A 21619-nucleotide genomic window follows, 5' to 3' on the forward strand; every position below is an offset into this window, starting at 1 on the left:
TGTTATGATTTTCGCTTAACATTGATTACTCTCTTACTTTTACTTCATTTTTACCTATGACTCATTCCTCCTTTTCAGAACGCGATCTTTCTGTACTTTGGCATCCGTGTACTCAAATGAAAGACCATGAAAACAGTCCTGTTATTGCAATTAAACGCGGTGAGGGCGTTTTTCTTGAAGATTTTAAAGGCAATTGTTATCTTGATGCGATTAGCTCTTGGTGGGTTAATTTATTTGGTCATTGTAACCCGATTATTACCAACGCTCTTAAGGAACAATTAGATACGCTAGAGCATGTGATGATGGGCGGATTTACCCATGAAGCGGCGGTTGTTTTATCTGAAAAATTAGTCGCCGTTTCTCCCGAAGGTTTAAATAAATGTTTTTATTCCGATAACGGCTCATCAGCGGTTGAAATTGCTTTAAAAATGAGCTTTCAAAGTTGGCGTAATCAAGGAAATCTCAAAAAAACTAAATTTGTTTCCTTGGCTAATAGTTATCATGGTGAAACGTTGGGGGCATTAGCGGTCAGTAATGTCGCGTTATACAAACAAACCTTCGCGCCTTTATTGATGGATGTTATTACTGCCCCCAGTCCTGATTGTTATTATCGTGAACAGGGCGAAACATGGAAAGATTATTCTATTCGTCAATTTGAAGGAATGGAAAAAATACTAAGCGAACAAGCCGATGAATTATGTGCCGTTATTATTGAGCCTTTAATTCAATGTGCGGGTAATATGCGAATGTATCACCCCATTTATTTAACGTTATTAAGAGCAGCATGTGATAAATATGAGGTTCATTTAATCGCGGATGAAGTGGCGGTCGGCTTTGGACGAACAGGGACTTTATTTGCGTGTGAACAAGGCAATATAACCCCCGATTTTTTATGTGTCGCTAAAGGCTTAACAGGAGGATATTTACCCTTGGCCGCGACTTTAACAACCGATGCAATTTACCAAAGTTTTTATGATGATTATGAAAAATTAACGGGGTTTTTTCATTCTCATAGCTATACGGGGAATGCTTTAGGGTGTCGTGCTGGGATTGCAACGTTAGGTATTTTTCAACAGCAGGGGATTATTGAAAAAAATAAACAGTTGGCTAAGGTGATGAAACAAGCAACGGCGCATTTTATTGACCATCCTAATGTTAGTGAAGTGAGGCAAACAGGCATGGTGTTAGCGATTGAACTGGTTAAAAATAAACAAACGCGAGAAGCCTTTCCTTGGCAAGAACGCCGAGGTTTAAAAATCTATCACTATGCACTGACACAAGGTATTTTAATGCGACCGATTGGGAATGTGGTTTATTTTATTCCACCTTATGTGATTACAGCGGAACAAATTCAACAACTAGCGGATGTTGCGTGGCAAGGGATTCAATTAGCGGTGGCCAACTAATGCGCGTTTCACGATTATTTGTTGATCTGCCTTTAAACACAGGACAGACACTGGAATTGAACGAAGAAAGCGGCCATTATTTAAGAACGGTTTTACGTTTAAAAAAAGACGCTCAGGTAATTCTATTCAATGGCCAAGGGGGGGAATATACGGCGATTTTATTAGAGGTGAGTCGGAAAAGAGTCCGTGTACATATAGATAAAAAAATAGCACGTTCGGTTGAATCTCCGCTTCATGTTTCAATGGGTATGGGAATTTCACGGGGGGATCGCATGGATATGGCGGTACAAAAATCAGTGGAACTCGGCGTTAATCGCATTAACCCGATTATTACTCAGCGTTGTAATGTCGTTATAAAAGCCGATAAAGCCGAACATAAACGTCAACACTGGCAAAAAATAGCTCAACAAGCCGCTGAACAATGTGGGCGAACGCAGGTTCCCGACGTTGAACCGATTGTTTCGTATTCATCGTGGGTTGAACGCTCGTTTGATGCAACTTTAAAATTATTTTTAGACCCGTTTTCTGAACAACCGTTGACACAGGTTAAAAATACGCCTACTCAGGTGGTTTTATTAACGGGTCCAGAAGGAGGATTTTGTGAACAAGAAAAACAACACGCCATCACGCATGGTTTTATTCCCATTCGTTTAGGGGCAAGAATCTTACGAACAGAAACCGCATCCTTAGCCGCGCTTTCGGCCGTGCAATTGTTATGGGGTGATTTGGGGGAATAGGTTACGATTACTCTTATTTATCAAGAAGGTGAGTTAGATGCCAATAGATCAAAAATATACCCTCGGATTCAAGTTTTTTTTCTGGATTTTTTGGTTAATAGGACTGATATTAAGTTTCGTTTATATTGGTTTTTTTATAGAGATTATGACCGATACAGCCTATATTATCGGCAGCCTTTTAATTTTACTGGTTGTGATAACACAGGTTATCACTTTGTATTTAAGCCTAAATCACTTTATCCAAAAAACAGAAGAAGAGAGTCATCTATTATGGTCATTGGCTCGTGTTACGTTAGGGATGCCCTTTGTACTCATTATAGGCTGTGTGTTTTTACTTACTCAGACGGGTTATCACTAGTATCACTTTATTGAAATGGGCTACCAACTTAAGATGGGACACTACGGGGCGAGGCTTAACCGTTCGTGAGAGCCTGTCAAAGGGCAAACGGTTAAGCCGTTCAACTTCGACAAGCTCAGTACGAACGACTTAACCTCAACGTGTCCCGTCTTAAATTAGTAGCCAAACTATATTTCATATTCTAACGCTTTTTATAAACTAGTTAAGAGTCCTGATACTAGGAAAATTTATATTTAAATACGCCTAATTTTATAAACGCATCGGCATAACAATAAACTTAAAGGTTGCATCACTAGGATCTTCAATAAAACAACTACTCGCATTTTTAGCAATCGTTAATTGTGCCTGCTCCGACCCTAAATTACCAATTGCATCTAATAAGTATTGAGCATTAAAGGCAATCGACAGCGGTTCTCCCTGATAATCAATGCTTAACTCTTCTTCCGCTTCATCATGCTCAGGATTATGGGTTGAAATTTTTAAAAGATCTTCATTAATATCAAAACTAACCCCTTTAAATTTTTCATTCGCTAAAATAGACACTCGGTTTAACGATTCTTTAAAACGCTGTTTAGGGATTTGAATCGCCTCAAAAAAATCTTGATCAAATACTTTGCTAAAGTCAGGGTATTTAGCATCCACTAATTTTGCTGAAAAAATTAGATTTTTAATAATAATACGAATATTACTGGTTGAAAATTCAATGTCTAATTCCGCGTCAGGATCATCAAGTAAACGGTTTAATTCAATCACCCCTTTTCTAGGAATAATAATACGTTCTTCAAAGCCTGTTTCCGTGCCTATTTCACCTTTATAAATGGCTAAACGATGCCCATCCGAGGCAACCAGTTTTAACTTGCTATTTGAAATATTTAACATTAAACCATTCAAATAATAGCGCACATCTTGATTGGCCATACAAAACAAGGTTTTATTTAATGCTTTCTTAAAATTGCCTGCATTGATGACAAAACGATGGGCTAATTTTGCTTCTGAAAATTCAGGATAGTCTTCAGCATCTAACGATGAAAGTGAAAAACGGCTTTTTCCTGAGACCACTTTAACTTTATCTTCTTTCAGCTCAACCCTAATTTCTGATTCCGAAGGTAATAACCGACAAATATCAAGAAATTTTCTAGCGGGAACCGTAATTTCACCCTCTTCAAAAGTATCTAAAGGGAGTTTAGCAACAATTTGAATTTCAAGATCTGTTCCTGTAAGCATCAATTGGTTATTCGTTACCCCAATGAGTACATTGGACAAAATCGGTAAGGTTTGTCTTTTTTCAATGACGCTGACAATTTGCTGTAACGGGGTTAGAATTTGTTCGCGGTTGATAGTAAATTTCATAAGAAATAGTAAGATAGAAGGTAGGTAATAAAAAATTAAAAATAAATGAAGAAGGGTGGCTGTTTTTACGTTTAAATCAATGGGAAAGTGTTCGGAGTAAATTCATATAATCTTCATTAAACTTGATGTTACTGGCCTTAAGTTCATTAACCCGTTTACACGCGCTAATCACCGTTGTATGGTCACGACCACCAAAAGCATGACCAATTTCTGGGTAACTGTGGGTGGTTAATTCGCGGGCTAAGGCCATTGCAATTTGTCTAGGTCGGGCAATCGTTTGTTTTCGGGCTTTAGAACATAAGTCAATCACCTTAAGTTTAAAATATTCTGAAACCGTTTTTTGAATGTTATCAATGTTAACACGCCGCTCTTGCAAAGAGATTAAATCCTGAAGCGACTCCTTGGTAAACTCTAGGGTAATGGATTGGCCTGTAAATTGAGCATTCGCTAGAACGCGACGTAACGCGCCTTCTAAATCTCTGACATTAGACGGCACCCGTTTACTAATAAAAAAAGCAACTTCTTGAGATAAATCCACCCCAATAATACTGGCTTTTTTCATTAAAATCGCCGTTCGAGTTTCCAAATCAGGAGGTTCGATGGCAACAGGTAAGCCCCAGCCAAAACGAGATTTTAAACGGTCTTCAAGTCCTGCAATTTCTTTTGGGTATTTATCACAGGTCAAAACAATTTGATGCTTTTTATCTAAAAGCGTATTGAAGGTATGAAAAAACTCTTCCTGAGACCGTTCTTTACCCGCTAAAAATTGAATATCATCGACTAATAAAACATCAATGCTACGGTAATAATCTTTAAATTTTGCAAAGCTATTTTGTTGCAGGGCTTTTACCATATCTCCAACAAATTTTTCAGAATGTAAATAGACTACATTTAATTGGGGCTTATCCTCAGCAATGGCATTACCGATAGCGTGCATTAAATGTGTTTTCCCCAAACCTGAATTACCATAAATAAATAAAGGGTTATAAGATTTCCCCATATTTTCAGCCACTTGAAAGGCTGCGGCTTTAGCTAATTGATTCGATTGACCCTCAACAAAACGGTCAAAAGTAAACGCTTTATTTAAAAAACTGGGGTGTTTTTTTTGTACCGCCTTCGCAGCCAAACTTTTTTTAGTTTTTTGAGTGAAAATAGATTTTTGAGATTTAGAGCCAATTTCAAGCGAAAGCTCTAACGTACCATTAGAAAACTCATAAATAACATCTTCAAATTTATTAAAATAATGTTGCTTAACCCAGTCAAGAACAAAACGATTGGGGGCAAGTAATTTTACCCGCTCATTATTTTCTTCTGCCTGCAAAGGTCTAACCCAAGTACTAAAATCAGACGATGGGATTTCGTTCTCAAGTCGGGAAAGGCAATTATTCCAAGTCATACTCATAGTTTTCTAGGACTATAAGTCGCGCAAAAAGTAAAAATCAACAGCATTAGCTTTTTATCTATAAAATTGTGGGGCATTAAAAATCGAAGAGGGCTTTTAATCATTATCAACACAGATTAAAAGCAGTGTTTAATCAATAACATTGACAGATAGACATGCTTTATCATATCATCCTTCGTCTTTTTTATCCGTTTTTTATTAAACATAACTTTTAGGTCTCAAGACTCATGAAAAGAACTTACCAACCCAGTAAAATCAAACGCGTTCGTACTCACGGATTTCGTGCAAGAATGGCGACTAAAGCGGGTCGTAATGTGATCAAAGCGCGTCGTGCTAAGGGCCGTGCTAAATTAACCGTGTAGTTGACCGTTGACAAGTCAACATTTTAACTTTCCTCCGGCTTCACGCTTAAAAACCCCAGCTGAGTTTAAACATGTTTTTACCTGCCCTGTAAAATCCACCGATCGGTATTTTACCTTGTTAGCAATAAAAAATCCGCTTGAACATTCTCGGCTGGGGCTTGCGATTGCAAAAAAAAATATAAAACGGGCTGTTGATCGAAATAAAATCAAGCGAGTAGCCAGAGAAAGTTTTAGATTACAACCGCATCAGCGCATAGCAATCGATATTGTCGTGTTAGCGCGCAGAGATGCGGCTAATGCCACATCCACTCAATTAGCAACATCACTCGAAAGGCATTGGCAAAAATTGGTCAAGAAATGCGACAATTGCTGATAGCCATTATAAAATTCTATGGAATTTTTATAAGTCCTTTGTTGGGGAATCATTGTCGATTTCATCCAAGTTGTTCAGGTTATGCCCTAGAAGCCATTCAACTGCATGGTGCTTTTAAGGGGTCTTATCTCACACTTAAACGCTTATTAAAATGCCACCCCTTTCACCCAGGGGGGCTAGACCCTGTTCCCGAAAAAATTGGTAAAAAAAATGGATAATATTAGATTTATACTAATGCTTGCTTTAGCAATGATTGGTTACATGATGTGGGAATCATGGCAGATAGATTATGTTTACCCAAAACCCGATATTAACGCAATAGAATTACCCACCGTTGATAATAAAGAGGAGTTGCCGCTTAATAGCGGCACTGCACAAACTAATAATAAAACTACAATTGATTCTTCCGTTCCTTTAGCACAGGTTGATTCAGGTAATTTAGTTAAAGTTGAGACCGATGTTTTTTCTTTAGAAGTTGATACACAAGGGGGTACGTTACGTAATCTTGATTTAATCAAATATCCACTTGAAAAAGAAAATACCGTTGTTACAAAGCTACTTAAAATGATTGGAATCGAGGCTGATGAAACCGACATTAGCCCCATGCGCTTATTTGACAGCAGTCTTGAGAAATTGTTTTTAGCCCAAAGTGGTTTAATTGCAAGCACAAACTCAGCGACCGCCCCTGATCATCATCAATTTTTTACCGTTGAAAAAAATAGCTATAAAATGGCGATTGGTGAAGAAACATTAGTCGTTCCGTTGACATGGGATAACGGTCAAGGTTTAAAAGTTACAAAAACATTAACTTTTACTCGGGGTAGTTATAATATCAAACTATCACAAACCTTAAATAATACCAGCGATCAAATTTGGACGGGTAGACAATATAGCCAGTTCCAAAAACGTCCCTACGAAGAAGAGAAAAAGAACACTTTTATCCGAACCTATACGGGCGGCGTGTTTTATACTGAAGAAGATAAATACCAGAAAATTAACTTTGAAGACATGGCCGAAGAAAGCCTAAAAGTTACCACGCTGGGAGGTTGGAGTGGTTATATTCAGCACTATTTTGGCGCATTATGGGTTCCACCCGCTGAGCAAGAAAATAATTTTTACAGTAAAGAATTAAAAGATTGGCGTTATGTTATCGGTTCGTACTCCCCAGAGATTACGGTTGCCGCAGGCACACAAGCCGAATTAAAAGCCCAATTATTTGTCGGCCCTAAAATTCAACCGATGATGGCAGAAGTTTCACCGGGTTTAGAATTAACCGTTGATTATGGTTGGTTAACTTTTTTTGGAAAATATATTTACGCAGGACTTAACTGGTTTAATGGACACATTCATAACTGGGGCTTGTCTATTCTTTGCGTCACCTTTTGTATTAAATTATTATTCTTTCCTTTATCGCAAGCCAGTTACCGTTCTATGGCAAGAATGCGTAAAATTCAGCCGAAGTTAAAAGAATTAAAAGAACAATATGCAGACGATAGACAACGTTTCAACACTGAAATGATGTCGATGTATAAAAAAGAAAAAGTGAACCCGTTGGGTGGTTGTTTACCGATTATGGTACAAATCCCCGTCTTTATTTCACTTTATTGGGTATTGATTGAAACCGTTGAATTGCGTCAAGCCCCATTTTTAGGCTGGTTGATGGATTTATCGGCACAAGATCCCTTTTTCTTATTGCCTGTTTTATACGGGATTACGATGAAGATTCAGCAAAGTTTGAATCCGCCTCCGATAGACCCTGTACAAGCAAGAGTGATGCAGATGTTCCCAATCATGTTCACCTTTTTCTTCTTGTTTTTCCCATCAGGTTTGGTTTTGTATTGGATTTGTAATAACACCTTGTCTATTATTCAGCAATGGTTTATTACCAAAAGGATTGCGGCTGAAAATTAAGTCTAAGTCTAAGTCTTATCAGTTATCATAAAAATGCCGAATATATTTAAAATGTATTCGGCATTTTTTATGAACTATTAAAATAATGGTTAATGAAATGTCACATATAAAAAAGATAGAGATCAATAATTTTCGATGCTTTGAAAAATTTGAAATTGGCGACTTTAAAACAATTAATGTATTAGTTGGGAAAAGTAATAGTGGAAAATCATGCTTATTAGAAAGCTTATTTATTGCTATTGATGCTAATCCTCTTATGCCCGCTGGTCTGAATAATCTTCGTGGTTTAGGTTATTCTTCTGAGCAATTAAAATATCTTTTTCATAATTTTGATTTAAATACCGCCCCTATATTGAAAATTAATTTTAGTGACCAAAGAAATACGGAATTAAAACTATCCCCCAATTATAATATTGCAACTATAAATGAAAAACCGATCACTCGTCTTTCAAGTTCAGTTTCTAAAAAAGTCATCGGGATTAATTTAGAATTAAAACTATCTTCCGAAAAAATTTATAAAGCCAGTTATATGCTTGATGATGAAGGCAATCAAAAAAATATCTTATCTGATTATCAAAGCAACATAACTGCTGCTTTTATCCCACCTATTTTCTTAGGTGGATTTGCTTTAACTTGTTATTCTGAACTCATAAAAAAAAGAAAAGAAGCCGTTATTTTAGAAATATTACAAAAAATAGAACCGAAGATACAAGGTATACAGGCATTACCTGAGGGAATATTTTTTATCTACGATAAGATGAATGAATTAGTCCCTATCCAAATCTTAGGGGGAGGAATACAGCAAGCCTTTAATATTATCACGCAGATTGCTAATGAAGACTTTAACGTGATTTTCATTGATGAAATAGAAACAGGGCTGCATTACTCAGCGCATAGTGAACTATGGAAGGGTATTTTTGCACTCTGTAAAACCTTAAACACTCAACTTTTTATAACCACGCATAATATTGAAACGTTGAGTTCGCTTAAAGAAGTTTTAGAATTAGATGAATATCAATCTATGCAAAATGAAATGGCCATTTTTAATTTAGTTAATACAAAAAAATATGGCTTAAAAGCTTATCAATACTCTTTTGAGGGAATTAAAGAAGCGATTGAACTAAACCAAGAAATGCGGTATTAAATATGAATACTCAAATATTTGTTGAAGGAATAGCGGATCAAAAGTTTATAGAAGATTATGTTCAGTAGACTTGTTCTTCTAAATAAAATATATTAAAATCAATTGCTTATATATAATTGATAACATTCACAATCAGTTGATACAGCCTAATAAATAAACTTTAAATTAAATTATTAAAAATAATAAATAAGCTTTATAATAAATTTCTATAAAAAATAAAAATCAAAGTATAACATGAAAATAAAAGAAATTTTACCAAGAATTTATGATGATAGACAGTTAAGAGCTTTAACAGGATTAAAAACAGAACATTTTATTTTACTATTATCTCTATTTGAAAAGACCCTTATTGAAGATCAAAAAGAAAAACATGAAAATAAAGAAAGAAAATACGGTAGTGGTTTAGATAGCACATTAAAAACACCCGCAGACAAATTATTATTTATATTAAATTATATGAAGTGCTATTCTACTCTTTCGATCACTTAGGGTTTTCTTTTAATATGAATAAATCATGCGCCCATACTCATGTATACAAATTATTTCCAATTTTAATAAAGACGTTAGATATATTTAATGTTTTACCTGCAACAAGTTTTTCAACCCCTGAAGAAATGCAGCAGGCTTTTGGCGGAGTTCAAACATTGATAATAGATGCTACAGAGCGTGCTGTACAACGCCCTAGTGACTATGAAGAACAAAATGAATTTTACAGTGGTAAAAAAACAGCATACAATTAAAAATACCACTATAGCTTCTTTAGGTCATTTAATTTTATATATTAGGGTTAGTTTTCCGGTAAAAATCATGATTATGGAATGTTTAAAAAGAATTTAATCCAGAATTAAATTGGTTTAGTAATTTTAATATATTTATTGATTTAGGTTATTTGGGGTTTAATAATGAATATAAAACTAATTCGGTAAATATTCCTCATAAAAAACCAAATAAATCTAAGCATAATCCAAACCCAACATTAACAGAAAATAAAAAAAAAGAAAACAAAGATATGAGTCGTGAAAGAGTCATTGTTGAGCATGTAATCGGTGGAATGAAAAGATATAGATGCCTAGTTGACAAGTTTAGAAATAAAAAAGAAGGTGTAAAAGATTTATTTTCTTTTTTAGCGGCTATCCTATGGAATTTTAACATGATATATTAACTTCTTCTTAAAGAACAAGTCTATTATTTAGATTTGAGGGTAAAACCAACTATTATACAGACTAGAGGATGGACAACTATTTCAAGCTCAACTGAAAAAGGAAGAAATCTGAAGCTTCAGATGAATAGAAATACGGCGGAAGGGGGTATAAATTTAATTATTTTTGATACGGACTTAAATTTTATAAAACGACAAACCGAAATAAATCAATGGGAACTAGATTGTCAATTTGAATTATTTCTTTTTCCTCTCAATCACGAAAAAAGTACAGGTGCATTAGAAGATTTACTTGAAAAAATTATAGTCCCTGAAAACCAAGTGATTTTTGAATGCTGGGAAAAATATGAACGCTGTTTAGAGCATCATAATAAAAATTTAACGACCCCCGCTAAAAAGTCAAAAATATATTGTTATCTTGAAACGTTGGTTGGAAACTCCCGAAGTGAAAAAGATAAAATTAAAGATCACCAGCGAAATTTTTTAGAGCCTAAGCATTGGGATTTAGACAGTCAGGCTTTAAATCCTTTAAATCCTTTAAAAGAATTCTTAGAAACTAATTTAAAAAATGACTGATACTATAGCTGCAATCGCCACCGCCGCAGGAAATGGAGGCGTAGGCATTATTCGATTATCGGGTAAAAAAGCCAAGGCTATTGCCTTAATCCTGACGCAACATCCAACCTTCAAACCCCGCTTTGCCCATTTCAGTTCTTTTTATGAAAAGGAGAACCAAGTCTTAGATTCAGGAATTTGTCTTTATTTTCCCGCCCCTGCCTCTTATACAGGCGAGGATGTGGTTGAATTGCAAGTTCACGGCGGAACAGTGGTTTTAGATATGCTCTTACGTCGAGTTCTCTCTTTAGGGGCAAGACTCGCTAATGCGGGCGAATTTACCGAACGTGCTTTTTTAAATGATAAATTAGATTTAACCCAAGCCGAAGCGATTGCCGATTTAATTGAAAGCAGTACCGAGCAATCGGTACGCTCGGCACAAAAATCAATGCAAGGGGTTTTTTCAGACCAAATTAACGCCTTAGTTGAAGATCTGACCAAGCTAAGAATTTATGTTGAAGCGGCAATTGATTTTGTTGATGAAGAGATTGATTTTTTAGGTGATGGCGTGGTTGAAACGAAATTAACCACCTTAATTGAAAAAATTCAAACCATCCAAAAAACAGCGGAACAGGGTCGTTTATTACGCGATGGCATGACCGTGGTTTTAGTCGGCAAACCCAATGCAGGAAAATCCAGTTTATTAAATGCACTGGCAGGTCATGATGCCGCGATTGTGACTGAAATTGCAGGCACGACACGGGATGTTTTAAGAGAACGGATTCAAATAGAAGGAATGCCCTTACACATTATTGATACCGCAGGTTTACGGGAAAGTGATAATCCAATTGAACAAGAAGGTATCCGTCGAGCGCGTGAAGAATTAAAAAAAGCCGACTGTGTTGTTTTATTAGTGGATTCCAGAGAAGGGAAGCCCGATGCTGAACTGTTAAATAGTTTACCGCCCTCTATTCCGCTTATCACCCTCTATAATAAAATTGATTTAATTAATCACTCACCCGAAAGCAAAGAAACCCCAACGGGCTGTGAAATTTATTTATCCTTAAAACCAGAAAGGGGATTAAATTTACTTAAAGATAAATTAAAGAAAAACATGGGTTACATAGAAAGTAGTGATACGGTTTTTATTGCCCGTCGTCGTCATGTTGAAGCTTTAAATCGTGCTAATGAATATGTAGGGAATGCGTTAAACCAATTACAAACCACACTAGCGGGTGAGTTAGTCGCCGAAGATTTACGTCAAGCACAAACTAGTTTGGCGGAAATTACAGGAACAGTGAGTTCAGATGATTTATTAGGGAAGATTTTTTCTAGTTTTTGTATTGGAAAGTAAAATCATAAATCAACACGTCCATAGCATCCAAATAACACCTTAAAGCCTCTGTTATTAAGGTATTACTATCCCCCTACATTTCAGTTAGTCCCATAAAACCCCCTATAAATGTACCCATGATGCTAATATTGCTTATAACCGATGGGTACAAAATAGCATTTTTACCCTGTAAATAGGTACATTTAACCCTAAGCTATTGTTATTCAGTAGTATTTAAGATGGGTACATTCTTGCAAATAAAGGGGTAAACATGGCTTTATCAGATACCAAGATACGGAATTTAGTTAAAAAAGATAAGCTTTACCAAGTAGCCGATGGGGGCGGGTTATCACTTGAGATATTAAAAAGTGGTAAGAAAGTTTGGCGGATGAGTTACAGGCTTGATGGAAAAAAGGAACGGGTAACGATTGGCGAATATCCTTTTATTACATTGGCAGAAGCCAGGGCCAAGCGGCATGAGTTTAAAGAAATGATTACTCACGGTCGTTCGCCAATGAAAGAGAAACAAAAAAATAAAGTATTAAAAGAACCTGATACCGTGGCTTTATTTGCAGAGCTTTGGGTACAAGACATGGTTATTCCCAATAACAAGAAGCCTATAGCCATTCAGCGTATTTTAACCAAGGATGTAATGCCTATTATTGGCGATAAGCTTTTAAAGGATGTTTCTGTTTCCGATATTTTAAGGATAACCGATAGGATAAAGGCACGTGGTTCTGATTCTATCGCCTTAGATGCAAGAGGAATTTTAAAACGCTTATTTTCTTATGCGATTACACGTGACAAAGTGCAAACGAATCCAGCCGCCAAAATTGATGCCCAATATATTGCCACCGCTAAAAGCCGTGATAGATCATTAAGCAGTGATGAGTTAGCTATATTAGACTTGTTCTTTAAGAAGAAGTTAATATATCATGTTAAAATTCCATAGGATAGCCGCTAAAAAAGAAAATAAATCTTTTACACCTTCTTTTTTATTTCTAAACTTGTCAACTAGACATCTATATCTTTTCATTCCACCGATTACATGCTCAACAATGACTCTTTCACGACTCATCTCTTTGTTTTCTTTTTTTTGTTTTTCAGTTAATGTTGGGTTTGGATTATGCTTAGATTTATTTGGTTTTTTATGAGGAATATTTACCGAATTAGTTTTATATTCATTATTAAACCCTAAATAACCTAAATCAATAAATATATTAAAATTACTAAACCAATTTAATTCTGGATTAAATTCTTTTTTAAACATTCCATAATCATGATTTTTACCTGGAAAACTAACCCCAATATATAAAATTAAATGACCTAAAGAAGCTATAGTGGTATTTTTAATTGTATGCTGTTTTTTTTACCACTGTAAAATTCATTTTGTTCTTCATAGTCACTAGGGCGTTGTACAGCACGCTCTGTAGTATCTATTATCAATGTTTGAACTCCGCCAAAAGCCTGCTGCATTTCTTCAGGGGTTGAAAAACTTGTTGCAGGTAAAACATTAAATATATCTAACGTCTTTATTAAAATTGGAAATAATTTGTATACATGAGTATGAGCGCATGATTTATTCATATTAAAAGAAAACCCTAAGTGATCGAAAGTAGAATAGCACTTCATATAATTTAATATAAATAATAATTTGTCTGCGGGTGTTTTTAATGTGCTATCTAAACCACTACCGTATTTTCTTTCTTTATTTTCATGTTTTTATTTTTGATCTTCAATAAGGGTCTTTTCAAATAGAGATAATAGTAAAATAAAATGTTCTGTTTTTAATCCTGTTAAAGCTCTTAACTGTCTATCATCATAAATTCTTGGTAAAATTTCTTTTATTTTCATGTTATACTTTGATTTTTATTTTTTATAGAAATTTATTATAAAGCTTATTTATTATTTTTAATAATTTAATTTAAAGTTTATTTATTAGGCTGTATCAACTGATTGTGAGTGTTATCAAGTATATATAAGCAATTGATTTTAATATATTTTATTTAGAAGAACAAGTCTATTATTAAAATCTGTCAATAAATCGTCTATAAGCCGTTATAACAAGCTAGCTGTGCATTTACTTATTCTTTGCATGGTGCCAACACTTCGGACAGTTTTAATGCGAGATAACCCCGAAGCTACAAAGCTCCTCGTATTGAGAAGAGCATTTTATTAAACTCAGGTCTACCCCCACGGCTTTCTCATAAAAAATAACATTGACATATTTGGTAAAATACAATTATTTAAATTTACCACAACATGCCAATTCCAACCTCAAATAATAATAGACTTGTTCTTTAAGAAGAAGTTAATATATCATGTTAAAATTCCATAGGATAGCCGCTAAAAAAGAAAATAAATCTTTTACACCTTCTTTTTTATTTCTAAACTTGGGCTACCAACTTAAGGCGGGACAGCAGTAAATTCAACTACTGCATGGTTATTAACTTTCATTCAACCTTGAAGTTAAAAGTGTCCCGCTTTAAGTTGGTAGCCTAAACTAGGCATCTATATCTTTTCATTCCACCGATTACATGCTCAACAATGACTCTTTCACGACTCATCTCTTTGTTTTCTTTTTTTTGATTTTCTGTTAATGTTGGGTTTGGATTATGCTTAGATTTATTTGGTTTTTTATGAGGAATATTTACCGAATTAGTTTTATATTCATTATTAAACCCCAAATAACCTAAATCAATAAATATATTAAAATTACTAAACCAATTTAATTCTGGATTAAATTCTTTTTTAAACATTCCATAATCATGATTTTTTACCTGGAAAACTAACCCCAATATATAAAATTAAATGACCTAAAGAAGCTATAGTGGTATTTTTAATTGTATGCTGTTTTTTTTACCACTGTAAAATTCATTTTGTTCTTCATAGTCACTAGGGCGTTGTACAGCACGCTCTGTAGCATCTATTATCAATGTTTGAACTCCGCCAAAAGCCTGCTGCATTTCTTCAGGGGTTGAAAAACTTGTTGCAGGTAAAACATTAAATATATCTAACGTCTTTATTAAAATTGGAAATAATTTGTATACATGAGTATGGGCGCATGATTTATTCATATTAAAAGAAAACCCTAAGTGATCGAAAGTAGAATAACACTTCATATAATTTAATATAAATAATAATTTGTCTGCGGGTGTTTTTAATGTGCTATCTAAACCACTACCGTATTTTCTTTCTTTATTTTCATGTTTTTCTTTTTGATCTTCAATAAGGGTCTTTTCAAATAGAGATAATAGTAAAATAAAATGTTCTGTTTTTAATCCTGTTAAAGCTCTTAACTGTCTATCATCATAAATTCTTGGTAAAATTTCTTTTATTTTCATGTTATACTTTGATTTTTATTTTTTATAGAAATTTATTATAAAGCTTATTTATTATTTTTAATAATTTAATTTAAAGTTTATTTATTAGGCTGTATCAACTGATTATGAGTGTTATCAAGTATATATAAGCAATTGATTTTAATATATTTTATTTAGAAGAACAAGTCTAATGAACCTGAAATTACAATAGAAATAAATGAAAGAAAATTCATTGATGCTTTGAAAGGACTCTCCGATTATCGTGATAATCGCGGCAAGTGGCATTCACTGACCTTTTTTATCGTCACTGTTGTTTTTGCCATGCTGGTTGGACGCTCAAAAGTATTCAGTATTCATCGTTATATGACTCATAAAATTGTCTGGCTGCGTGAAGTAACTGGGATTAAAGATGCCCCTCTGGTTTCTCGCGCGCATTTTCCACGAATGTTGGAAAATTTGGATTGGCAGGACTTAAATCAGTTAATTAATGCCTTTTTTGATGAAAAAACAGCTCATATTATTGCCAATGAATGGGTTGCTATTGATGGCAAAATCATGCGTGGCACGCTTAAGTCAGGTGAAAAACAAGCCATTATTGTATCTACTTTAAATTTCAGGGTAAAACAAATATCAGACCTGCAAACTTTGCGCTTTTTGAGCGATAAGATTCGCCATAGACGGCATTTTGAATTCACCACTAACTCGGTCATAAACATAATCATAAAAACTCACGGCTAGTTTTTTAGCCGTTTCAGCAAGACTCATAAAACTGTCTTTGATTTTCGTGCCTTTCTCATTTCGAGTCTGGAAGCTTATGTCTCACGCACGCGCTTGTCTTCTTGATTCATCACTGTATTAACAGGTATTTGAGCATCAACTTTTACCCGCGCTTTATCAGCTAACTTGAACTCGTCAAGCAAGGATTGAGCTTGTTGATTGTAGATATAATGGCGTGGCGCATAATCGGTCAGCACGTCCAGAACCGATAAACGGTCTTTGTTTTTAGGGGTGAAATAAGCGGTAAACAAGTCATTGCAGACCACCTGACAATAGTGGTTATCACCGTTGACTCGCGCACTGGTATCATCAATCTGCCCGTAATCACTGTTGAGAATACCGCAGCGATAAAGCTCGCTTTTTTCCTGAGACTTAAGCATGGGAATTAAGCTACGAAAAAGCCTTTAGATACTAAGTCGCTAGGCAAGCCAGTTTTGTCGAGTAGGCATTTTAGCGTTTGGTCGATTTTAACTCGTGGGATCTTGGGTTTACGGCGGCGTTTTTTCTTATCCGAGTCCGTATTTTCAGTGTCGTTATTAGTTTCTTTTTGCGCGTCAACTTGTGCTTTTTTACGTTCGTCTTCGGATGAAATATCATCACCCTTATTATTTTTATTGGGTTTGATATCAGGCTTTCCCTGCTCACCTTTCAAGCGATTAACCTCGTCACGAAGTTGCTGTAATTCAGTTTCTAAAGACAATTTATCACTGGCTAAGCGTTCAATAAGATTGAATATTTTTTTGACAATATCCTGCGCTTCGCTACTTTCCATTTGAGCGATTGCTTGATAAATGACGTTAGTTTCAGCCTGTAGGTCGTGGATATTCAAAGTATGTAAATGTTCGTTCTTTTATGATATGTTGTCAAATCTATTTTAGAAATTTTATCTTTACCCTGAGATTTAAAGTAGATACGTTACGATGTTATTCCTCATTTTTCGATATTGATCAGAAAATGAGGAGTTTTGGAGGTCAAGCAGCCATATTTGTCCGCTCACGTGTTTCAGGTATTTTTATGATAAATGACAGTAACAAGCGGAATAATCAACTTCCTTCGATTGGTTTCATCAGTGCTCCAGCCTGGTCTGACCCAGCACCTTACGAATTTACAACAGCTGTTCAAGAAAAGATTATTACGCAACAAGCCTTTCCACTACTACCTGATTTTGATTACTCTCTGGATAATATTACATCTGAACTCGTCGAAGAAAGATTCTGCCTTTGCGCAAGGAGTCTACAAGCCGCAGGGTGTGACTTGCTTGTCCAGGTAGGAAGCCCTTTTTCCTGGGCAAAATCAGGGTTGGAAGCACAAGCTCGTCAACGAAATACCCGGATAGAAAAGGCAGCTAATATCCCAAGTATAATGACCTCCCTCGCGATCGTGGATGCTTTACGGGTCCATCGAATTAAAAAGGTTGCCATCTGCACGTATTACACATTAAGTTGGAAAGAATGTTTTTCTTCTTTTTTGGCGTTATGCGGTTTTAAAGTATTACAGGCGGCAAGTTTTTCTGAACAGGGTCTGGTTAAGGCGGAAAATGAAGAAAATCTGTTCAAATATGCATGGAATAATCCTTCAGATATGATCAAGGAATCGGTCCGATTAATTAAGGATGCAGCCCCTGAGGCCGAGGCAATTGTTATTACAGGGACTGGAGTAAGAACACTGGCAATACTATGTGAATTAGAAGCGATTGCGCAATGCCCAGTTATTCCCGCAGATACAGTCTTATATTGGCTCAGTGCACGTTACTTGAATTTGACCTTAGATCCAAAGATGGGTCGTTTTAAAGATTTACCTTACGAAATCTTGCAAGCGCTAATTAAATGACCATTGTTCATCACCAAGCCCGAACAGGCTTAATTTATCTTCACAACTTACTGTGTCAGGATCCTTCAACCCGATGGCGACATTTGTGGGAAGCATACTCTCCTTCCCCCTTGAGTACTCTGGTTACTGGATTAGTTTATAGCGTGATAAGCCGCGCACACAGATCCTCTATAATTCAAAGGAGAAAAAAATGATTTATCGTATCCTTAGCATGACGGCAAAACCCGGGAAAGTGATAGAAGCACGTCAACTACTTCTAGATGTTGCAGCTCATGTGATGGAAAATTACACTCACAAAGCAGAAGTCCTGAGTAACTGCAGTGGCGCGTCAAACCAATTACACTTTATAGGATATCATGAGTCTCTGAGCACCCTTGATAAAGTTTTTAAAAAATTTGAAACCGATTCAAAGGGAAAGGAGCTGATGGCGAAGTTCCCTGATGTCTTTGAGAATGACCGTGTAATCCGTCTATACCGTTTAGAATCCTAGTTGTGTATTCTCCACATCCTCCAAATAGAAGAATAGTCAGCTTTGACTTCTTGGCTAAATGCTGCTGAATCCAACCATAGAATTAAGGTATCGACATGATGCAAGAAAAAGATTGCAATAGCGTTTCATTCTTTCGCGAAGCAGCCCCCTACATCCACAGCCATCGCGGTAAAACCTTCGTCATCGCTTTTTCGGGTGAAGTCATTGCCACCAACCAGTTTCAGAAAATTGTGCAGGACCTTGCCATTATATCCAGCCTAGGCGCACGACTGATACTGGTGCATGGAAATCGGCCACAACTCAATGAACGTCTGCATCACAGCAATATTCCGATTCGTCTTCACAAGGGCATCCGTATTACTGACCACATTGCCCTGCTGGTAGCGCAGGAAGCCATCGGTTTCCTGCGTATCCATATTGAAAACCTTATGACACATGCACTGAACAGGCTTTCGCTTTCCAGCAATAATCTTGGTATTGTATCCGGCAACTTTATTACTGCACGCCCGTTGGGAATCCACGACGGTATCGACTATGGTTTTACTGGACTGGTACGCAAGATTAATCACAATCTCATCCAGCAACAACTCGCCGCAGACAATATTGTTTTGCTGTCACCGATGGGTTGCTCACCAACAAGAGAAACCTATAATCTGCGTTACGAGCAGACAGCCATTGCCGCTGCCAAAGCTCTCAAGGCTGACAAACTGATTTTCCTCAGTCATCAGCCACTGAACTTGCCACACGAACTAACACTGGAAGAAGCCAGAACCCATACCCTAAAAAATGAACTGTTGTCTGCTGTCATTGAAGCGCTGAAAACAGATGTAGAACGTATTCATCTGCTCAACGCCGAGACCGACGGCGCCCTATTACTGGAACTCTACACTCGCGACGGCATAGGCAGCATGATTTCTTCCGAGCAATTCGAATGCCTTCGAGCAGCCAGCATTGAAGATATCTGTGGCATTCTCGACCTGATCCGCCCGCTGGAAAATGCAGAAATAATAATTAAACGTTCCCGCGAACAACTGGAACTGGAAATCGGCAACTTCCACATTATTACTCGTGACCAAAAAATCATTGCCTGTGCCGCTCTTTACAATACTGATGACCCACAAGTTGCTGAATTTGCCTGCTTTTCCGTTCACCCACATTATCGTGGCAGCAACCGTGGCGACAAGCTGCTTAAACACGTTACCCAACTGGCGAAAACACAGGGAAAAACCCAGCTTCTGGTACTAACCACCCATACCATCGATTGGTTTCGGGAGCGTGGATTTACAAAAGGAACAATTGAAGAGCTCTCTCCGAACAAGAAATCACTATACAATTATCAGCGAAATTCACAGATATTGTTTAAATCGTTGATAAGGAGTAAGGAGTAAGGAGTAAGGATTCAGAGGAATTACTAAATTCGATGGTGCGAGACGGCGTACATTGGGACTCAGAACATGTCAAAAAATGAGTTCTTGACACCATGGTCACTTGTTAGTATTTTTCTTTGATGCATTACATATTCATCCAATAATTGACGAATAATTTTTTGATATTGCATATGATGTTTTTCAGCCATTTCTTTAAAATAATCAACACTTTCTGAACTTAGAGAAAGGGTGATTTTTGTATTTTGGCTTTTAAGTGCAAGCTCAGAAGGGGAAGGCAAAAAGTCAGCTACTAACTTTACCTCTCCAATCGGTTTATCACTGTATTGAATTACTTTGCTCATATATTTTTTTACCTTTGCGCTAATAACCAGCACCAAAAATTCTGATGCGTTCCAAACGATAGGTGAACCGAACAGTTAAAACGCCTGTTCTTTCTTGGTTCAAGCCAAAGCAATAGTAACGTTTTTCTTCTTGGCTCGCAATTTAATGAAATTAGGGATTGAAAAACACGCCGCAATATTGGCTGGATTAAGCAGTAAATCCTACTGGAGAAACGCGAAAACCCCTTGCATTAATAAGGGGTTGGGGAAAGAATACCTGAAACAGCAAGGGCTATTCTCACTCCGAGATGGCTGGATTAAATATCACTACGGTTAGTGAAACGCCCTGTGCGGATCCGCATGCAGGGTGTTGTGGGGGCTGAGGGTGAGATACCCCTGGCTACCCGATTATATGTTTAGTAATGTGCTAATTTTGAACTAGCAATACGATTTAAACTAACTCCAGCTTCTATTGCCTCTAAAGCTAAATGTCGGTGTACCTCTGGGGGAATACGCACCATAAATTTTCCACTGTAATCTCGCAAAGAAATAGGTAAAGGAATTTCTTCTCCGTTTTGAAGCATATCCTCTAAACACTTTTCCACAACTAGATGAATACCTTTAAGTGTTTTTTCAGACGTAGCATCAAGCCAACTAAGACTAGGCAGCTCAGAGCATAACCCCACAAACTCCTCATCTTCCTCTGACCATGTTACTCGGTAAGTGTATTTTTCAAAGTTAAGAGCCATTTTTCACCTCAATTTGTTCTATAGCACCTAGGACTTGCTTCACTTGGTAAGACTTAGCTTTTCCTTTGCTATTTTGTATATTTACACGCGGATCACCCGACCAAGGTGTCTTATAAATACAGTGACTACTTCCAGTTTGGCGAACTTTGCCAAAATAAAACTCACAAACTTTCTGTAGATCATTGAAACGAACTTCCTTCGAGTTCGCTTTCATTTCTTTTACAATTTTTGCTATGCTATCCATGCCTTCAATAATATCATTATTGATACTACTTATCAATTCAGAAACCTTATATTTTTTTAATCCTAAAATTGTCCCACCAAAACCTATAAAGTATGGGATTAAAATGTAACCTACATTTATTACAGTAATATCCCATGGGCTTGCAATTATTGCTAGTGTAGAAAAACACAATAAAAATAAAGCTATATTAGTTTTGTGATAAAAACCATAAATACCAGCAACACACATTAACAGTATTGAAAGAAAGATGGCAGAAGTGAATGGAGCTGCACTAAGGAAAACACATACAATAGATAGTATAACTAATAATGTATTTACTATTTTCATGCTCATGAGTTTCTTTTACATATAACGCCAAAATAAGCGGCGGATAAAAGGGGCATAAATTTTGCGTCTTTTTGCAAAATT

30 protein-coding genes and 1 pseudogene are annotated in these 21619 nt (G+C 36.2%); 19 read left to right on the forward strand and 12 right to left on the reverse strand.

Features of this window, described 5'->3' with window-relative positions; genetic code table 11:
- Positions 1-56 precede the first annotated feature (56 nt).
- From Q9M50_04550 to Q9M50_04560, 3 genes are read left to right on the forward strand one after another with little or no spacing between them, the layout of a single operon-like run.
- Positions 57-1406 carry an adenosylmethionine--8-amino-7-oxononanoate transaminase gene (locus Q9M50_04550; GenBank protein MDQ7089899.1) on the forward strand — a complete coding sequence of 450 codons (1350 nt, stop codon included), beginning with the start codon at positions 57-59 and terminating at the stop codon, positions 1404-1406.
- Positions 1406-2143 (forward strand): 16S rRNA (uracil(1498)-N(3))-methyltransferase, encoded by a 738-nt coding sequence (locus Q9M50_04555; protein MDQ7089900.1) that lies wholly within the window; start codon positions 1406-1408, stop codon positions 2141-2143. The genes Q9M50_04550 and Q9M50_04555 overlap by 1 nt, the downstream gene beginning before the upstream one ends.
- A 37-nt stretch (positions 2144-2180) precedes the next feature.
- Positions 2181-2501 carry a hypothetical protein gene (locus tag Q9M50_04560; GenBank protein ID MDQ7089901.1) on the forward strand — a complete coding sequence of 107 codons (321 nt, stop codon included), beginning with the start codon at positions 2181-2183 and terminating at the stop codon, positions 2499-2501.
- Between the two features lie 249 nt (positions 2502-2750).
- On the opposite strand, the gene dnaN is transcribed toward Q9M50_04560, so the two are convergent.
- Together dnaN and dnaA are read right to left on the reverse strand one after the other, a co-directional pair.
- The gene (gene dnaN / locus Q9M50_04565) at positions 2751-3851 is read right to left on the reverse strand and encodes a DNA polymerase III subunit beta (protein ID MDQ7089902.1); all 1101 of its coding nucleotides are present in this window, start codon (positions 3849-3851) and stop codon (positions 2751-2753) included.
- Between the two features lie 76 nt (positions 3852-3927).
- Positions 3928-5253 carry a chromosomal replication initiator protein DnaA gene (dnaA, locus tag Q9M50_04570; GenBank protein MDQ7089903.1) on the reverse strand — a complete coding sequence of 442 codons (1326 nt, stop codon included), beginning with the start codon at positions 5251-5253 and terminating at the stop codon, positions 3928-3930.
- A gap of 227 nt (positions 5254-5480) precedes the next feature.
- Here dnaA and rpmH point away from each other — a divergent pair, with 227 nt between their 5' ends.
- From rpmH to Q9M50_04625, 11 genes are all read left to right on the forward strand, one after another.
- Complete coding sequence (gene rpmH / locus Q9M50_04575; protein MDQ7089904.1) at positions 5481-5615, forward strand: 50S ribosomal protein L34; 135 nt, start codon at positions 5481-5483, stop codon at positions 5613-5615.
- 7 nt (positions 5616-5622) lie between these two features.
- Positions 5623-5988, forward strand: a complete 366-nt coding sequence (gene rnpA, locus Q9M50_04580) for a ribonuclease P protein component (GenBank protein MDQ7089905.1) — start codon at positions 5623-5625, stop codon at positions 5986-5988.
- Positions 5973-6206 (forward strand): membrane protein insertion efficiency factor YidD, encoded by a 234-nt coding sequence (gene yidD, locus Q9M50_04585; GenBank protein ID MDQ7089906.1) that lies wholly within the window; start codon positions 5973-5975, stop codon positions 6204-6206. The genes rnpA and yidD overlap by 16 nt, the downstream gene beginning before the upstream one ends.
- Entirely contained in the window at positions 6199-7899 is a 1701-nt protein-coding gene (yidC, locus tag Q9M50_04590) for a membrane protein insertase YidC (GenBank protein ID MDQ7089907.1), read from the forward strand. The genes yidD and yidC overlap by 8 nt, the downstream gene beginning before the upstream one ends.
- A 97-nt stretch (positions 7900-7996) precedes the next feature.
- Positions 7997-9043, forward strand: a complete 1047-nt coding sequence (locus tag Q9M50_04595; protein ID MDQ7089908.1) for an AAA family ATPase — start codon at positions 7997-7999, stop codon at positions 9041-9043.
- A 234-nt stretch (positions 9044-9277) separates the two neighbouring features.
- Entirely contained in the window at positions 9278-9532 is a 255-nt protein-coding gene (locus tag Q9M50_04600) for a hypothetical protein (GenBank protein MDQ7089909.1), read from the forward strand.
- Positions 9505-9783 (forward strand): hypothetical protein, encoded by a 279-nt coding sequence (locus tag Q9M50_04605; GenBank protein ID MDQ7089910.1) that lies wholly within the window; start codon positions 9505-9507, stop codon positions 9781-9783. The genes Q9M50_04600 and Q9M50_04605 overlap by 28 nt, the downstream gene beginning before the upstream one ends.
- A 149-nt stretch (positions 9784-9932) precedes the next feature.
- Complete coding sequence (locus Q9M50_04610) at positions 9933-10205, forward strand: transposase family protein (protein MDQ7089911.1); 273 nt, start codon at positions 9933-9935, stop codon at positions 10203-10205.
- A 120-nt stretch (positions 10206-10325) separates the two neighbouring features.
- A complete protein-coding gene (locus Q9M50_04615) occupies positions 10326-10778 on the forward strand; it encodes a hypothetical protein (GenBank protein MDQ7089912.1) in 453 nt (150 codons plus the stop codon).
- The gene (gene mnmE / locus Q9M50_04620; protein MDQ7089913.1) at positions 10771-12111 is read left to right on the forward strand and encodes a tRNA uridine-5-carboxymethylaminomethyl(34) synthesis GTPase MnmE; all 1341 of its coding nucleotides are present in this window, start codon (positions 10771-10773) and stop codon (positions 12109-12111) included. Before Q9M50_04615 ends, mnmE begins: the two co-directional genes overlap by 8 nt.
- 250 nt (positions 12112-12361) lie before the next feature.
- Positions 12362-13042, forward strand: a complete 681-nt coding sequence (locus Q9M50_04625) for an Arm DNA-binding domain-containing protein (protein MDQ7089914.1) — start codon at positions 12362-12364, stop codon at positions 13040-13042.
- Here Q9M50_04625 and Q9M50_04630 read toward each other — a convergent pair.
- From Q9M50_04630 to Q9M50_04650, 5 genes and pseudogenes are all read right to left on the reverse strand, one after another.
- Positions 13016-13399 (reverse strand): transposase family protein, encoded by a 384-nt coding sequence (locus tag Q9M50_04630; GenBank protein ID MDQ7089915.1) that lies wholly within the window; start codon positions 13397-13399, stop codon positions 13016-13018. The genes Q9M50_04625 and Q9M50_04630 overlap by 27 nt on opposite strands.
- 26 nt (positions 13400-13425) lie before the next feature.
- Positions 13426-13755: pseudogene (locus Q9M50_04635) on the reverse strand (transposase family protein).
- 57 nt (positions 13756-13812) lie between these two features.
- Positions 13813-13944: a hypothetical protein gene (locus Q9M50_04640; protein ID MDQ7089916.1), complete on the reverse strand. Its 132-nt coding sequence runs from the start codon at positions 13942-13944 to the stop codon at positions 13813-13815.
- 644 nt (positions 13945-14588) lie between these two features.
- Positions 14589-14849, reverse strand: a complete 261-nt coding sequence (locus Q9M50_04645; GenBank protein ID MDQ7089917.1) for a transposase family protein — start codon at positions 14847-14849, stop codon at positions 14589-14591.
- A 66-nt stretch (positions 14850-14915) separates the two neighbouring features.
- Positions 14916-15434, reverse strand: coding sequence for a transposase family protein (locus tag Q9M50_04650; GenBank protein MDQ7089918.1), 519 nt, complete (start codon positions 15432-15434; stop codon positions 14916-14918).
- A 219-nt stretch (positions 15435-15653) separates the two neighbouring features.
- On the opposite strand from Q9M50_04650, the gene Q9M50_04655 reads away from it, so the two are divergent.
- Entirely contained in the window at positions 15654-16151 is a 498-nt protein-coding gene (locus tag Q9M50_04655) for a transposase family protein (GenBank protein ID MDQ7089919.1), read from the forward strand.
- 74 nt (positions 16152-16225) lie between these two features.
- Here the strand turns inward: Q9M50_04655 and Q9M50_04660 are convergent, their stop codons facing one another.
- Both Q9M50_04660 and Q9M50_04665 read right to left on the reverse strand, forming a co-directional pair.
- On the reverse strand, positions 16226-16570 hold the full coding sequence (locus Q9M50_04660; protein MDQ7089920.1) for a hypothetical protein: 345 nt from the start codon (positions 16568-16570) through the stop codon (positions 16226-16228).
- A gap of 5 nt (positions 16571-16575) precedes the next feature.
- Positions 16576-17019: a hypothetical protein gene (locus Q9M50_04665; GenBank protein ID MDQ7089921.1), complete on the reverse strand. Its 444-nt coding sequence runs from the start codon at positions 17017-17019 to the stop codon at positions 16576-16578.
- A 185-nt stretch (positions 17020-17204) separates the two neighbouring features.
- Here Q9M50_04665 and Q9M50_04670 point away from each other — a divergent pair, with 185 nt between their 5' ends.
- The 3 genes from Q9M50_04670 (at position 17205) to argA (ending at position 19898) form a co-directional block, all read left to right on the forward strand.
- A complete protein-coding gene (locus Q9M50_04670; GenBank protein MDQ7089922.1) occupies positions 17205-18020 on the forward strand; it encodes a hypothetical protein in 816 nt (271 codons plus the stop codon).
- Between the two features lie 190 nt (positions 18021-18210).
- Positions 18211-18510: a hypothetical protein gene (locus tag Q9M50_04675; GenBank protein MDQ7089923.1), complete on the forward strand. Its 300-nt coding sequence runs from the start codon at positions 18211-18213 to the stop codon at positions 18508-18510.
- Between the two features lie 98 nt (positions 18511-18608).
- Positions 18609-19898: an amino-acid N-acetyltransferase gene (gene argA, locus Q9M50_04680; GenBank protein ID MDQ7089924.1), complete on the forward strand. Its 1290-nt coding sequence runs from the start codon at positions 18609-18611 to the stop codon at positions 19896-19898.
- A gap of 59 nt (positions 19899-19957) precedes the next feature.
- Here argA and Q9M50_04685 read toward each other — a convergent pair whose 3' ends face one another.
- On the reverse strand, positions 19958-20239 hold the full coding sequence (locus Q9M50_04685; protein MDQ7089925.1) for a hypothetical protein: 282 nt from the start codon (positions 20237-20239) through the stop codon (positions 19958-19960).
- 94 nt (positions 20240-20333) lie between these two features.
- Here Q9M50_04685 and Q9M50_04690 point away from each other — a divergent pair, with 94 nt between their 5' ends.
- Positions 20334-20555, forward strand: a complete 222-nt coding sequence (locus tag Q9M50_04690; GenBank protein ID MDQ7089926.1) for a hypothetical protein — start codon at positions 20334-20336, stop codon at positions 20553-20555.
- Positions 20556-20634: 79 nt separating this feature from the next.
- Here the strand turns inward: Q9M50_04690 and Q9M50_04695 are convergent, their stop codons facing one another.
- On the reverse strand, positions 20635-20967 hold the full coding sequence (locus Q9M50_04695; protein ID MDQ7089927.1) for a toxin-antitoxin system HicB family antitoxin: 333 nt from the start codon (positions 20965-20967) through the stop codon (positions 20635-20637).
- Positions 20957-21538: a hypothetical protein gene (locus Q9M50_04700; protein ID MDQ7089928.1), complete on the reverse strand. Its 582-nt coding sequence runs from the start codon at positions 21536-21538 to the stop codon at positions 20957-20959. Before Q9M50_04700 ends, Q9M50_04695 begins: the two co-directional genes overlap by 11 nt.
- Between the last annotated feature and the right edge of the window lie 81 nt (positions 21539-21619).

The sequence above is a fragment of the Methylococcales bacterium genome, from assembly GCA_030949405.1.
In the GTDB taxonomy this organism is placed as follows: domain Bacteria; phylum Pseudomonadota; class Gammaproteobacteria; order Methylococcales; family Methylomonadaceae; genus WTBX01.